The following is a 15283-nucleotide window of genomic DNA, read 5'->3' as shown; positions in this document are numbered from 1 at the left end:
TATTATTGTGATAAATTATTAAAAACCCGACAATTCAAAGGAATTGTTTTGGACCAAGGAAGTAGTTGATCAAGCTCATCCATATTGCTTATATCCATATTGGGAAGCCTTTCAAATAAGTAGCGAAGATAATAAAATGGATTTAATTTATTCTCTTTTGCTGTCTCCACAATACTGTAAATGATTGAGCTGACCTTAGCTCCTTTCGGAGTATTGCTAAAAATCCAGTTCTTCCTTCCGATCACAAATGGTTTAATGGATCGTTCACTTCGATTATTATCGATTTCTAAACGTCCATCCTCTAAAAATGCCACGAGTTTTTCCCATTGGTTGAGGCAGTATGTAATGGCTTGACCTAATAGACTCTTTGGTAAAACATTGCTTTTCTCTGTTTTTAGCCATGCTGAAAAAGCCTCCAACAATGGTTGGCTGTGTTTAAGTCGTTTTTTATATCGTTCTTCTGGTGTACATTCTTTCAAATCACGCTCGATGGCAAATAGCTGATTACAGAAATTGAGTCCTTCCCGAGCTGTGACTGCTGAATGACGTTTGGATTCAGGAAGTACGTTTAAAGCCTCATCGAACTTTCTGCGGGCATGAGCCCAACATCCAACTAATGTTACGCCGGATACCTTATGGTATCCTGCATATCCATCGACATGCAGGTATCCTTTAAACCCTTTTAGGAATTCTTTGGCATGTTCTCCTGCTCTAGTTTCCTGATAGTCATAAAGGACAAGTGGTGGATCCTCTCTTCCAGTCCGATAAAGCCACATGTAAGATTTCGATGTACTTGACCTTCCAGGTTCATGTAAAACCTGAACAGTTGTTTCATCCGCATGTAGAATGTCTTTAGAGAGGAGATGCTCTTTCATTCGTTGATAAATTGGCGCAAGCCATTTTTCGGCACCATAAAGCATCCAATTGGCCATGGTTTGCCTGGATAAGATCACACCTAATCGTTTGAACTGTTGTTCTTGGCGATATAGAGGTAGCCCCTCTACATATTTTTGATTCATAATATATGCCATGCTTGACGGTGAAGCTAAACTTTTTGGATACACAGATTTTGGGGCAGGTGCTGTAACGATTGGTGTCTCTATTTCATTACGCTCACAATGACGGCATCCATAGACATATCGAACGTGTTTTAAAACTTTGACTTGAGCCGGAATAATCACTAATTCTTGTCGTACTTCTGTGCTCATTTCGTGTGTTTTTTCACCGCAACACGAACAGACCTGCTCTTCTTCGGGTAAACGATATTCAATCGTTTCCATAGGCAGGTTTTCAAACGTAGCTTGACGTTGACCACGTTTCTTTTTACGACGATATGTAATTGTTTCAACAGTTGGCTCTTCGGCTTTTACATTAGACTCTACCTCTGCTTCATTGAATAAAGGTAGTTCTAATTGATTAGGATTTGTTTTTTCGCTTGAAGAGCCAAATTTTCGTTTTTGACTAAGACGATACTGTTCTTCATACCATCGTAATTTCGCCGTCAATTCAACGATTTGCTGTTGAAGTTTTTCAATTAATTCAAATGGGTTTTGGGTAGGATTCTTTAAATTTTTCATCATGTAGTAATAATTCGACGGTTTTAGCTATTTTCCTCCAAGGTTTTTGTTAAAAGTAAAAAATTCATATAACTGTTCTAGCCTTTACTTCTGGGTGTGCTTTCTTTTGCTCCATTGCAAGACCATCCAATAACCAGCGTAATTGCCGATAACTAATTTGTATCGTTCCAGTGTCATTTTCATTTGGCCATTGAAATTTTCCTTTTTCCAATCGACGATAATAAAGCCAAAAACCATTATAGTCCCAGTGAAGAATTTTTAATTTATCTCGCTTTCGATTACAGAACACAAAATAGCTTGATGAAAAGGGATCTAAATCAAATCCCTCTTTCACCAAAGCAGCTAATCCATCAATGGATTTTCTCAAATCAGTACTTCCTTTTGCCAAGTAAACTCGTTCAGCTCTTGTACCAGCTAACATGTTGATTTCAACGTCCTAACCACTTCTGAAAGAAAGGCCGGATCGAAACCAGGTTTTACTTCAATTGAAATCCCACTAATTTCAATCCGTAATGAATTTTCAACTGTTTGTGAATGATCTTCTAGGGTAACGGATGCCCATTTTGTAGACTTTCCTTGATTTTTTATTGGATTTTCAATTTTTCTTAACCAGTATTTAAACTGGTGAATACTCCATTGATTTTCCTTGCACCAGTTTACTTGAGTTTGACCGCTTTTACGATAGTCAGCGATTCGTTGTTCCCAAACCTTTTGTAATTCAGTATTCTTAGGCATAAAAAAAACCCCCTTCAATTTCATCTTGAGGAGATTATCTCATGAAATTAGCACATCAAGAAGGTGTGCAAGATTTGACGCTTACATAGATGACGATGAAGCTCATTATTTAAAGGTTCTTTGTGACGAAATATTTGGGAGAAGAAATTTTATCTCTAGTATTGTATGGCAAAAAAAATTTTCGCCTAGTAATGATGCGAAATTTATTTCAGATAGCCATGACTATATACTTGTTTATGCCAAAAATAAAGAACTATGGAAAAGAAATTTATTACCTAGAACAGCAGAAACTGATAGTAGATATAAAAATCCTGATAATGATCCAAGAGGACCATGGACATCGAGTGACTTATCAGTAAAAACACCAAATCCAAGAGATATTTATCCAATAACAACTCCTACTGGAAGAGTTATTTATCCGCCTGAGAGTAGGAGTTGGGCGGTTTCAAAAGAAAAATTTGAAGAGCTAGTCAAAGATAATAGAATTTGGTTTGGAGAAAAAGGGAATAATGTTCCACGTTTAAAAAGATTTTTAAGTGAAGTTCAGGAGGGGGTAGTTCCTAAGACTTTATGGTTAAGAGATGAAGTAGGGGACAATCAAGAAGCAAAAAGAGAAGTTAAAAAATTTAACGAGCATGATGTTTTTACTACTCCGAAACCTGAACGGTTAATACAAAGAATACTACAAATAGCAACAAATGAAGGCGACTGGGTTCTTGATTCGTTTGCCGGTTCTGGAACGACCGGGGCGGTGGCGCATAAAATGGGGCGCCGCTGGATTATGATAGAACTTGGTGAGCATTGCCATACGCATATTATTCCGCGCATGAAACAAGTCATTGATGGGACCGATCAAGGCGGGATAAGTAAAGCGGTGAACTGGAAAGGCGGGGGCGGCTTCCGCTATTACAAACTGGCGCCAAGCCTGTTGAAGAAAGATAAATTTGGTAATTGGATTATCAATCCGGAATACAATGCGGAAATGCTGGCGGAAGCGATGTGCAAACATGAAGGATTTACGTACAATCCAGACCCGGAAGTGTTTTGGAAGCAAGGTCAATCGACGGAGAACGATTTTATTTATACAACAACACAGCTTGTTACCCAGCAAATGGTTGAGGGAATCGTTGAACAAATGAAAGAAAATGAAACATTGTTAATTTGCTGCAAAGCATTTAACGTCAATATCGATGACTTCCCGCAAGTAACGATTAAAAAAATCCCACAGGCAATTTTAAACAAATGTGAATTTGGTCGCGACGATTACAGTTTAAAAATTAATGAATTACCAATGAAAGAAAAAGAACCGGAACAATTAGAGCTATTTTAGGGGGAAGAGGTTATGAATCGTATTGTGAGTGCTATTTCATCCCCGGCTTAGTCTTCGAAAACCACAAAAAGAATCACTTGAAATTCTTGCTGAAGTGATTGAACACTTCGGCTTAAATAAACATAATGATCCCGAATCTTTGAAAGAAAAGCTAGAGGCTGTTAATGGGTTATTCCCGTCAGTGACTGATTTTGAACGAGAGTTTCCTTCGCTCTGTTTTGCGTTGGCAACCGGTGTCGGAAAAACACGTTTAATGGGAGCATTTATTGCTTACTTACATATTGCAAAAGGAATTCGTAATTTTTTTGTTTTAGCCCCTAACTTAACAATTTATGAAAAATTAATTCAGGATTTTACGCCAAATACACCGAAATATGTATTTAAGGGGCTTTCCGAGTTTGCTAATAAACAGCCAAACATTATTACCGGGGATAACTATTTTCAACAGGCACTTTTTTTAGATGATCCAGAGATTGTGAATATTAATATATTTAATATTTCTAAGATTAATAGTGAAGTGAGAGGCGGAAAATCGCCAAAAATTAAGCGGTTAAGTGAGTATTTAGGGGAGAGTTACTTCGATTATTTGAAATCCCTTCCTGATCTTGTTCTATTAATGGATGAATCGCATCGTTACCGCGCGTCTGCTGGGGTTAAAGCAATTAATGAATTAAACCCGATTCTCGGCTTAGAATTAACGGCTACACCACAGGTGGAAAGCGGGAATAAAACGATTCCATTTAAGAATGTGATTTATAGCTATCCTTTATATAAAGCAATGGAAGACGGCTATGTGAAAGAGCCGGCTGTCGCTACAAGAGAAAACTTTAATCCTGCGAAGTTTAATGAACGTGAACGTGAATTAGAACGCTTAAAACTGGAAGATGGTATTCGCGTCCATGAAGAAACAAAATTGGAATTAGAGTTATACGCGCGGGAAAATAATGTAAAATTAGTGAAACCATTTATTCTTGTCGTTGCCCAAGATACGGATCACGCCGAAGAACTTATGAATATCATTGAAAGCGATGACTTTTTTGAGGGACGTTATAAAGGAAAAGTCATTACCGTTCATTCCAATCAGCGTGGCGAAGAAAAAGATGAAACGATTAAAGAATTGCTTGCTCTTGAGGATCCGAATTCAAAAGTGGAGATTGTCATTCATGTGAACATGTTAAAAGAGGGCTGGGACGTAACGAATTTGTATACGATTATTCCACTCCGTGCAGCAAACTCAAAGACGTTAGTGGAACAGTCCATTGGTCGCGGTCTTCGTCTTCCATATGGAAAACGGACGGGAGTTCCAGCAGTCGATCGTTTAACGATTATTGCTCATGACAAATTCCAAGAAATTATTGATGAGGCGAATAATCCGAATTCCATTATTCGTCGCGGGGTTGTCATTGGCCGTGATGTGGCACAGACAGAAAAGAAATTAATCACAATCGAGTCGAACGTAGAAGTATCATTAATCGATGAGTTAGTTGGAAGGAAGGAATCCGCCACTCCTGAAGAGGAAAAGAAACTAGAAATCAAGAAAAATATTGCGGAAACCGTTGTAAGAGCCATTGCCAAGCAACAAACGTTATATAGTTCTAAACAACTAAAAGATCCTGCTGTCCAACAACAAATTATTAGTGATGTTAAGGAAACTTATACGGTATCCCAGTTGTCTTTATTTGAGGAAGAACCCGAAAAAGTGATTGAGGAAATGGTTGCAAAAGCAGTTGATTTACTTCCTGATCTGTCCATCGAAATCCCGAGAATTATCTTGCAGCCGACCGGAGAAATCTCATGGGGCTATCACGATTTTGATTTAGATTGCAGCTTAATTCCGAAACTGCAACCAGTTGCTGAAAATATTTTGATTGAGCATTTGCGTACTCATCAAAGAGAAGTGTTACAAATTAAAAAAGATGTAAATACAACAGAAGAGCGTTTAGAAGATTATCTTGTCTTTCACCTAATGGATTATCAGGCTGTTTCTTATGAAGATCATGCTGAGTTGTTGTATAAGCTGTCAGGACAGTTGATTTCTTATCTTCGCAGTTATTTAAAAACAGAAGACGATGTAAAAAATGTCGTTATTTACAATCAAAAACGTTTAGCACAGTTGATTTATGCGCAGATGAAAGAACATTATTATGAAGAGCAAACGAATTATGAAGTGACTGTTCGAATAGGGTTTGATACGTTAAAAGATACCAGTGTCACTGTAGATGTCAATGAAGAAGTGCGCGATTTTCGCCAACCAGTAGCAAATAAAGCGGCGATTCGCAGTATGTGTTTTGGTGGCTTTAAGAAATGCCTGTACCGAACACAAAAATTTGAATCTGACGCTGAACGAAAATTTGCCGTAATTTGTGAAAGCGATCCGTCCGTTTTAAAATGGCTGAAACCAACGCAAAATCATATCAAAATTTACTATAATCAAACACAAGAATACATCCCAGATTTCATTGTTGAAACAGATGAAAAAATGTATTTATGCGAAATCAAGGCAACAAACAGAATCGAAGAAGACCAGGAAGTAGCACTGAAAGCCCAAGCTGCCATCACCTGGTGCCAACACGCTTCCAATCATGCCCGCGAAAACGGCGGAAAAGAATGGGTATATTTATTAATTCCACATGATGATGTAGATTCGAACAAGACGATTAAAGGGTTAGGAGCGGTTTATAGACAGAATTAAGCTTGCAAGGATTCCAGAGAAGATAAATGGTTTAATTATTCATTTCCGACAGAAGTTGCCATAGCTTCTGTCTTTTTTTGTTTTTTACGACAGAATTCGACAAGTTTTTTTGATGACTTTTGATATTGTTTGGGGTGTATATATAGAGGTAGGCCTACTTTGTCCAAAAAATAAGGGACATGCCGTTTCATTCGGTTATAAGTTAAAACTTTTAGTTTATGTAGTTAACAAATCTACTTGACAAATAGTTATCAAAGAAAGGCTGAGAGCATAAGATATCAACACTTCTATAGAGAGGAATCTTAAATGTCGGAGGGCAAAGTGATTTCTTTTCTAAATATAAAGGGTGGTGTATGTAAAACAACCCTATGTAAAGAGATAGCGTACTATCTACAAAAACGAGGCAAAAAAATTCTTGTAATAGATATCGATCCACAATCTAATTGTACTCAGTCATTCTTTAAAAAATTTGGAGTAGATGTTCTGGATCAAAACGGTAATATCAGGAGAGGCATACCTTCAATTCAAAAACTTTATGACCACAACTTGTAGATGGAAAAGAAAAAGATGTGATTTTAACGGTCAACAATAGGATGAAGAAACGCGTTTTCGAAGAATGCAACATTTAGCTTCAATTACTATATTTTTGTCAAATATCCAGGATATGGAATTATGAATTGTTTCGTATGGCGTCGATCCTTACGTAACTGTCACTCCACGTAAAGCTACGTATCGAATTTTGTGAGCGATCATATTCTAAGTTGAGATAAAGCCAATGGAGTGATAATTTACAGCTTAGGAAGGAGATAACTATTGAAGAAAAAGGTTCATAAGAATAAAATTGTTGCCTATGTATTAGCTTTCTTTTTAGGTGGATTAGGTGCCCATTTATTTTATCTCAAAAAGCCGTTTCGAGCAATTCTTTATCTTTTGTTCAGTTGGACGGGTTATACTTTTATTCTTGGTTGGTTAGATATGTTTTTTATTTCATCCTGGGTGAACAAACTCAACGAAAAGAGGGTAGAATCTTCTTTGGATGTGGAGGGTGTTACCTATGAACATGTGTTAGAACTTTCTGAATCAGTAGCTTCTAATGAAAATACCGAAGTTCATACATTAAGAAAAGAGAAAGGTACTTCCGCAATAGCGATCCCGACCTACTCGGATGAGAAAAAATCTACAGATAAAATACATGTGATACCTAATAAAACAGATAACAAAAAACGTACGGACGAACCAGGTGGTAGAATTTTTCAAAAAATCCCTTTTTCTACAGAACCAGTAAAACGTTTAACCATCCTTGTTAACAAAGAGCTTGAACAAGAGCAACAAAGATCAAATAAACAGATTCCAACAGAGTCAGTGCTAAAAGAAAAAGAACAGCTTGCTAATAGTGAAATGGAGAAACAACAACAAAATAACCTTAAAGAATTTTCATCAGTTGTTTCAACAATAAAGAATGAACATTTACGTCGTTTACAAGCAGCGTTATTAGAATTGATACGATTTAAACAGGAATTAGAAATAAAAGAAAAAATCGATCATTCACATCAACAAGAAGAAGTGATAAAAACGCCACAAAAAGAAAATCAGGAGCTCCAACGTCAGATTGAATTGGATATATTGGTTGATAAAGAGGAAAAATCTTCTCCTGTAGCAAAATCACAACTTAAAGATGTAAATACTTTCATCAAAGGGATTAAAAATATCTTATCAGGTACGTTTTACGATGAAGAGACCATTATATTGCCTGAATTTGCACATGTAAAAACTCCTTCATTTGTAAAAGAAATGATTCATAACATAAAAGGGAAGGAACAACGAAAGACATTAAAAAATTCATATATCTATATTAGCGTACACACTAGGGAATCAGATTTTTTAAATGACTCCCTTCGTTACTCACAGAAAACAGGAGATCCAAAGGCGAAGTTTGTGCCTTTTATGAAATACTATCCCACTTTTAGGTCCTTAGATGATAACCAAAAGAATTGGTATTTTTACTGGAGAGAGGAAGTTTTAAAGGGGCGTTACATAGATACGGATTTGAGCTATATTTATTTATTTGCTTACGAGTTAATTAATTATACCTTTAACCAAAAAACATCTTTTAATGTAAGCATGTTAGTTCGTCTTTACAATAATTATAAAGAACGGTTTCCGAGTTTATCGCGTTATTTACCTGAATGGATAGGTCACATGCTCCTAGAAGCAGGAGAGAAAGAATTAGCAAGTAATTGGATTAGGGAACGAACAAGTAATCGTTATTACGAGGTATTTAAGAAAACACTTATAGAAACAGAGGACTGGAGCAAAATTTCAATCTCCATTTGGAAAAAGTATCTGCGTAATCATCGAGAAACTGCATTTTTTACTCAGAACAAAAACCGAATTTACAATATCTTTAAATCAGGAATTCAATTACTACGAGAGTACTACGAAGAACAAGGGATTTCAATAGTGGATGAATGGTTAGTTGAAAATATTAAGCAGCAGCCAATGTTCTTGTTTCAAGGGGCAGTAGTTCATAGAGAAGAGAGAAACACTGAAATTACAATGAATGTATTAGTGCCTTCTGAAAAATTATTTGATCAAGTAACTGCGTTATTCAAATACTCAGAAAACATTATGCGGCTGTTAAAAGAGAATAACAGAATGGTGAAAGTGGATGAAGAAGTGTTGCCTGAAGAATTTCGTGAAAATATGAAACAAATATTTTTAAATAAAGATGGTATTGGTTCACGGTTTAAAGTTGTTCAAAAAGGTACCATGAATAGCGGTTCTAAGATACCAGATCCACCTAAAGATATCAGTCAAAAACAAGATACTGTATCATCAGGAGAACAAATACAAGACTTAGAGACTGTTATTGAATTTGACGATGATAAAATCAAACAACTTGAAGAGGAAAATCGCTTATTACTACAACATTTTGAACAATATGAAGACGGAGATGAACACTCAATCTCTACAACTGTTGAAAATAATGTATCTGTAGTATTAGCTGATGAAAATGTTAATGATAACATACCTAATTCTGAAAAGAGTGATAAAGAGCATGAATCAGATGTATTTTTTGGGAGCAGTGACAGTTTTTCATTGGATTTTTTATCTTCGTCTGATGGAGAAGCAAGTGAATTCATTCATTCTCTATCTGAATTGGAAAAGTTTTTATTGAAGCATTTTACGGGAGACAGTATTCAAGTGTCTGAAGCTAAGCAATTGATGAAGTCAAAAGGTGTCATGATTAATGTTGTGATAGATAACATCAACGAAAAGTCAATGGATATTTTAGGAGACAAATTCATTGAACTTGAAGGAGAACAATATGTCATTTATGAAGAGTACATTGAGGTATTAAATGAACTAAAGGAGCATTCCTGTAATGAAGAAATTTGAGGTTTGAAAAAAAAAAAGTCCCCTTGGTATAGTACAGGGTGTCAATGCGCATTGACCCCGAATTTCAATAAACCAAGGAGGACTCAAAATGAATTATACACAAAATCAAAAAATCTCTCAAATTACACCATCAACTCTTATAGTAGGTATTGATGTAGCGAAAGAAAAGCATGTAGCCCGTTTTCAAGATGATCGAGGCTTAGAATTTGGCAAGAGGTTGATCTTTGAAAATCGTATACACGGCTTTCAAACCTTATTAGATTGTGTCAAGCGTCACCAAAATGACAATCATAAGGATCACGTGATTTTTGGAATGGAGCCTACAGGTCATTATTGGCTAAATCTTGCCTATTTTCTTAAGGCAAAAGGATATGATGTAGTGCTAGTGAATCCTATGCACGTCAAAAAAAGCAAAGAACTGGATGATAATTCACCTACAAAAAACGATACAAAAGACGCTCGTGTCATTGCACAGTTAATGAAAGATGGGCGATACTCCGTACCGAACCTATTAGAGGGCGTATACGCTGAACTAAGGGAAGGCGTCAAATTACGAGATCAGCTCATCAAACAGCTTATGATCATTGAAGGGCGGATTGAAAACGTCATTCAGCGCTTTTTCCCAGAGTTTTTCGATGTGTTTGGAGATTGGAAAGGGAAAGCCGCCTTTCATACCTTGCGCATGTTTCCATTTCCTTCTGATATTCAAAAGTTGACACCAGAAGAAGTACTTCAAAAATGGAAACCGCATGTACAGCGTGGGGTTGGGCTAAAACGTGCAACCAAACTCGTAGAGGTATCGAACAAGAGCGTTGGGATTGAAGTCGGAATCCAGTTCGCCAAAAGAGAATTGGATTGTCTATTGGATCAATATGAGCTTTACAAGACACAGTTAGCCCAATTAGACGAGGAACTAGAAGGCAGGGTTGAAAGCATACCAGGTGCGAAGCAAATGACGAGTATCCCGGGACTCGGTCATACCACCATCGCTTTGTTTTTTGCGGAAGTAGGGGATTTGAGCAAGTACAATCATCCCCAACAACTAGTCAACCTGGCAGGGCTTTCGTTAAAAGAACACAGTTCAGGTAAGTATAAAGGGCAGACGAAAATAACGAAAAGAGGTCGCCGTCGCTTGCGGAAAGCATTATACTTAGCCATTCGTCCACTCGTTGCCCATAATTCTGTGTTTAAAGCCTTGCATCATTACTATACCAATCGGCTAGATAGGCCGTTAAAAAAACAACAATCACTGATTGCCTTGTGTTGTAAATTATTACGTGTGTTATTTGCCATTGGTAAGAAACAGTGTGAGTTTGATGGATTAAAGCTATTAAAGGGATTACCTCAAATAAAAGCATTACAGGCTGCATAAAAGCTTTCAAACGACTTGTTATTCTGACAAACACCAATAGTGCAGAGTTGGAGTATAATTTCACCATTCGGGCATTAGACCCTGTAAAGGAGCATATCCAACCTCCACCTCATGGATACGCAGAACGAAGGAATGTGTGGATCTTAAAATCCAGTGATACATGGGAGGGTGAGCGACCATGAGAAGTGTGGAGATTTCTTGCACGGTCATACATGATAATACAGATATTGTAAATCTGTATTATAGGATGCACCTTACCATGTAAATATATTGAATAAATACAAGAAATTTCTGCTTATTTGAGGTGAAGAAGCTATTATGTGTTAGCGAAATTTAAAGAAAACGCGAGAATTTTGAAGAAAATTAAAGTTTATAGAGGGAGAGTGTATAAATGAATATTAAAAAACGAGATTCCAGTGCTATTTTGAATGCATTATCAGGTGGAGTTGTTCCAAGCAGAGGTCTTCAATATATCATGGTAGGTCGTGCGGAAGAAGCAAAACAAATTTTATCCGACTTAAAGAATATTAAAGAAGGTGCTTCCATTATTAAATTATTTATTGGTCCTTTTGGAAGTGGAAAAAGTTTTATTCAATCGTTAATTAAACAAATCGCATTTAATGAAAAATTTGTTGTGGCTAATGCTGACTTTACTCCAGAAAGACGATTATATGGTAGTGAAGGAAAGGCAGTTGCTACCTATACGGAATTGATGAAAAACTTGTCTACTGCTACTTCTCCAGAAGGGAATGCATTACCCGCTATTTTAGATAAATGGATAAGTGATGTTCAATCAAAAATAGCAGAGGATAAATATAACGGAATGGTGGAGTTTGATAACGAAGAATTTGTGAAAGATGTTCAGACAGAGATCACTAAAATTGTTTCTAAGATGGATGAGTTAACTGGTGGTTACGATTTTTCCCGAATCCTAAATCTTTATTTTAAAGGCTTTGTTGAAGATGACAATGAATTGCAACGACAGGCCATCCGATGGTTAAGAGGAGAATATAGCACTAAAACAGAGGCCAGAGCCGATTTAGGGGTAAGGACTATTATAGATGACAACAATTATTACGATTACTTGAAAGTTATGTCTCAGTTTGTAAAACAAATTGGTTATTCTGGACTTGTTATCAACTTAGATGAAGCCATTAACTTATATAAGATTACTCACCCACAAACGAGAGAAAAGAACTATGAAACTATCTTGAAGATTTATAATGATACATTACAAGGAAACGTAGAAGGCCTGTATATTACTATTGGTGGAACGCCAGAGTTTTTGGAAGATGAACGAAAAGGTTTGTTTTCATATGGAGCATTAAAAAGACGATTGCAAACCAATCCGTTTGAAACCAAAGAACATCGTGATTTAAGTCAACCAGTGATTAAATTAACACCGTTAACACATGATGAAACATATGTTCTTTTACAGAAACTAAGAGATATTCATGCTGTACATCATGGATATGAAACCACGGTAACAAACGAAGAAATTAAATCGTTCATTCGTAAGGAATACTCTAAGCCAGGTGCAGAAGGTAATCTCACAGTAGGGGAGGTTATTCGTACATTTTTAGGTGCATTAAACATTCTTCAACAACATCCCGACTATAATCGTTCGGAATTGTTTGGAGTCGCTTTAACGAATCAGGAATCAACCAACAATAGCAGAGTTACAAATATCACTTCTCGATTCTCAAGAACAGGAGGATGAGAATGAGTTCGTTTGATTTGTTATCACCAAATATGCAGAAAAAAATATGGGAGATGAGATGGGAAGAATTTACTCCGATTCAAGATAAAGCAATACCCGCAATTATCGAAACAGATGATGATATTATCATTTCATCGGGGACTGCTTCTGGAAAAACAGAAGCAGCCTTTTTACCTATTCTTACACTAATTGAGGATACAGCTAAACAATCATTGAAGGTGTTATATGTTTCTCCGTTAAAAGCACTGATAAATAACCAATTCGAACGGATTGAAAGCCTTTGTAAGGATATTGGAATTCCCATACATAAATGGCATGGTGATGTTTTACAAAGCAAAAAGAAAAAGTTCATTCAGAATCCAGCTGGTATATTACAAATCACACCGGAGTCGATTGAAAGTTTATTTATTAATAGAACATCTATGATTCCGCATATTTTCAATAAGTTAGATTTTATTGTTATAGATGAAATACATTCGTTTTTAGACGTTGAGAGGGGAATACAATTACGTTCTTTATTAGCAAGGATAGAAAAAGTAATAAACAAACGCCCCCGATATATCGGTCTATCCGCTACTATTGATAATTTTGAGTTTGTGAAACAATGGGTTAATTTTAGAAATACAGATAGAGTTCGAATTATTCACGAAAAAGGATACGATAAAGAGTTACTCTACCATCTAATGCATTTTCAACGAATTGAAGCTAATAAAAAGCCAATCGAGTTATACGAAGATATAAGGGAATTAACAAGAGAAGCTAAAGCTATTATTTTTTGCAACTCTAGAGAAGAGGTTGAATATTCTACTGTTCTTCTTAACCGTTTAGCACAAAAAGAGGGAGAAGGAGAAACATATTATCCACATCATTCATCTATTGATAAAAAAGAGCGTAAGTTTGTAGAAAAAACAATTGCCGAATCTACATCTCCTAAGAGTGTGATTGCAACTAGTTCTTTAGAGTTAGGCATAGATATCGGAAGTATTGATATTGTCATACAGGTAGACAGTACCTATACAGTATCATCATTACGCCAGAGGCTAGGACGATCGGGGCGAAAACAAGGCTCTAGCAGCATGCTTCAACTATATAGCACAATGGAAGATAGTTTAGTCCAATCATTAGCAGTTATGGAATTGGTGTTAGAAAAATGGGTAGAGCCATCCCAAGGATACAAACAACCATTTGATATCTTATTCCATCAAATTATATCTATGTGCCAACAATATAATGGGATAAAACGCTCCCAGCTTATTCAAGAGATCAAGTCCAATGATGCATTCCATGATTTAGATATAGAAGACATTAATGAATTATTAAACTACATGATAGAAAGAGAAATTCTTGAACAGTTACCTGTTGTTCAGGAATTAATTATAGGGATAGAAGGAGAGCGAATCTTAAGAAGTAGAGAATTTTATTCTGTTTTCATGACACGTGAACAGTATGATGTCTTTAGTGGAACAAAACAAATAGGTACAATAGACAAAAGCCCATTTATTAACATTAAAGATAGAATTATTTTAGCAGGAAAGTTATGGGAAATTTATGATATTGATTCAAAGCGAAATAAAATATATGTCTCCAAGGCTTCACAAGGAGACCCACCTAAATATTCTGGTGATGGCGGTAAAATTCACCAAAGAATAGGTGAAAAAATGATGGAAATTATATGTTCAGACAATTTCTTTGAATATATTGATGAGAAGGCCGCTGATTGTCTAAAGGAGATAAGAATTCCTTATCATTCTTATGAAGTTACACCTCAACAGCGGGTGATATGGAGAAAAAAAGATGAATTAGTATTTGAAACTTATACCGGCACAACCATTTATCAAACTTTAATGTGGATGCTTAGAACGAAGGGTGTTGATGTAAAAACAGTTGATGGAGTAGGGAGAATTAAAATCACTATGCCTCCTGAAGAAGATATTCTAAAGGTTTTTGATGATATAAAAAATTCGACTTGGTGTGCTGAAGATGTGATGAAAGGTGTATTAGAAAGAGAAACATTTGTGTCTAAGTTTTCCTTTTATTTACCGGAAAGATTAAGAGACAAAATGCATATTGCCAATGAAATTGATATTGAAAATACGCTTTCTTATCTTAAGTCATACACATTTAGATTAATTGAACTGTGATTTTTTAATGAAATTTGCTTGATTCTGACACACCCCGAAGTATGTCGAAGATTATTAGAATATCAGAAAAAGAGAGCCTGTAATATTCTCAAAAATCACTGAACTGAACCCAAAAAGTTAGACACGGAAATTTAGGCAACTACTTGGGCATGAGTTAGGTATTGAACGGGACTCATGCCTTTTAATTTTGCCTTAATTCGTTTGTGATTGTAATAATGAACTGTAGATGAGCAATTTTCATAACAATAATTGATATTAGGTCAATAAAGTAGACACAAAAATTTATAGATTTTTTTTCGCAGCTACCGCGCTATCGC

At 36.0% G+C, this 15283-nt stretch carries 10 protein-coding genes and 1 pseudogene; 7 read left to right on the top strand and 4 right to left on the bottom strand.

Features of this window, described 5'->3' with window-relative positions; translation table 11 throughout:
* Positions 1-2: 2 nt before the first annotated feature.
* From tnpC to tnpA, 3 genes are all read right to left on the bottom strand, one after another.
* On the bottom strand, positions 3-1580 hold the full coding sequence (tnpC, locus tag ACVIJU_RS11010) for an IS66 family transposase (protein WP_327864003.1): 1578 nt from the start codon (positions 1578-1580) through the stop codon (positions 3-5).
* Between the two features lie 61 nt (positions 1581-1641).
* A complete protein-coding gene (gene tnpB, locus ACVIJU_RS11005; RefSeq protein WP_157727923.1) occupies positions 1642-1998 on the bottom strand; it encodes an IS66 family insertion sequence element accessory protein TnpB in 357 nt (118 codons plus the stop codon).
* Positions 1992-2312: an IS66 family insertion sequence element accessory protein TnpA gene (gene tnpA, locus ACVIJU_RS11000; protein WP_327864002.1), complete on the bottom strand. Its 321-nt coding sequence runs from the start codon at positions 2310-2312 to the stop codon at positions 1992-1994. The genes tnpB and tnpA overlap by 7 nt, the downstream gene beginning before the upstream one ends.
* 25 nt (positions 2313-2337) lie before the next feature.
* Between tnpA and ACVIJU_RS10995 the strand changes: the two genes are divergently transcribed.
* The 7 genes from ACVIJU_RS10995 to ACVIJU_RS10965 all read left to right on the top strand — a co-directional run bounded on the left by ACVIJU_RS10995 (position 2338) and on the right by ACVIJU_RS10965 (position 14966).
* On the top strand, positions 2338-3642 hold the full coding sequence (locus tag ACVIJU_RS10995) for a site-specific DNA-methyltransferase (RefSeq protein ID WP_456687595.1): 1305 nt from the start codon (positions 2338-2340) through the stop codon (positions 3640-3642).
* Positions 3643-3670: 28 nt separating this feature from the next.
* Complete coding sequence (locus ACVIJU_RS10990; RefSeq protein WP_456687594.1) at positions 3671-6334, top strand: DEAD/DEAH box helicase family protein; 2664 nt, start codon at positions 3671-3673, stop codon at positions 6332-6334.
* Between the two features lie 306 nt (positions 6335-6640).
* Positions 6641-6886, top strand: a complete 246-nt coding sequence (locus ACVIJU_RS10985) for a ParA family protein (protein ID WP_456687593.1) — start codon at positions 6641-6643, stop codon at positions 6884-6886.
* 261 nt (positions 6887-7147) lie between these two features.
* The gene (locus tag ACVIJU_RS10980) at positions 7148-9733 is read left to right on the top strand and encodes a TerB N-terminal domain-containing protein (RefSeq protein ID WP_456687592.1); all 2586 of its coding nucleotides are present in this window, start codon (positions 7148-7150) and stop codon (positions 9731-9733) included.
* 88 nt (positions 9734-9821) lie between these two features.
* Positions 9822-11105 (top strand): IS110 family RNA-guided transposase, encoded by a 1284-nt coding sequence (locus tag ACVIJU_RS10975; RefSeq protein WP_456687591.1) that lies wholly within the window; start codon positions 9822-9824, stop codon positions 11103-11105.
* 391 nt (positions 11106-11496) lie between these two features.
* A complete protein-coding gene (locus ACVIJU_RS10970; protein ID WP_456687590.1) occupies positions 11497-12825 on the top strand; it encodes an ATP-binding protein in 1329 nt (442 codons plus the stop codon).
* 2 nt (positions 12826-12827) lie between these two features.
* Positions 12828-14966 (top strand): DEAD/DEAH box helicase, encoded by a 2139-nt coding sequence (locus tag ACVIJU_RS10965; RefSeq protein WP_456687589.1) that lies wholly within the window; start codon positions 12828-12830, stop codon positions 14964-14966.
* A 131-nt stretch (positions 14967-15097) separates the two neighbouring features.
* Here the strand turns inward: ACVIJU_RS10965 and ACVIJU_RS10960 are convergent.
* A pseudogene (locus ACVIJU_RS10960) lies at positions 15098-15184 on the bottom strand (IS3 family transposase); the annotation flags it as partial.
* Positions 15185-15283: the final 99 nt, after the last annotated feature.

Source organism: Aeribacillus sp. SP014 (assembly GCF_054055575.1).
This window is presented reverse-complemented; position numbering and strand designations above follow the sequence as displayed.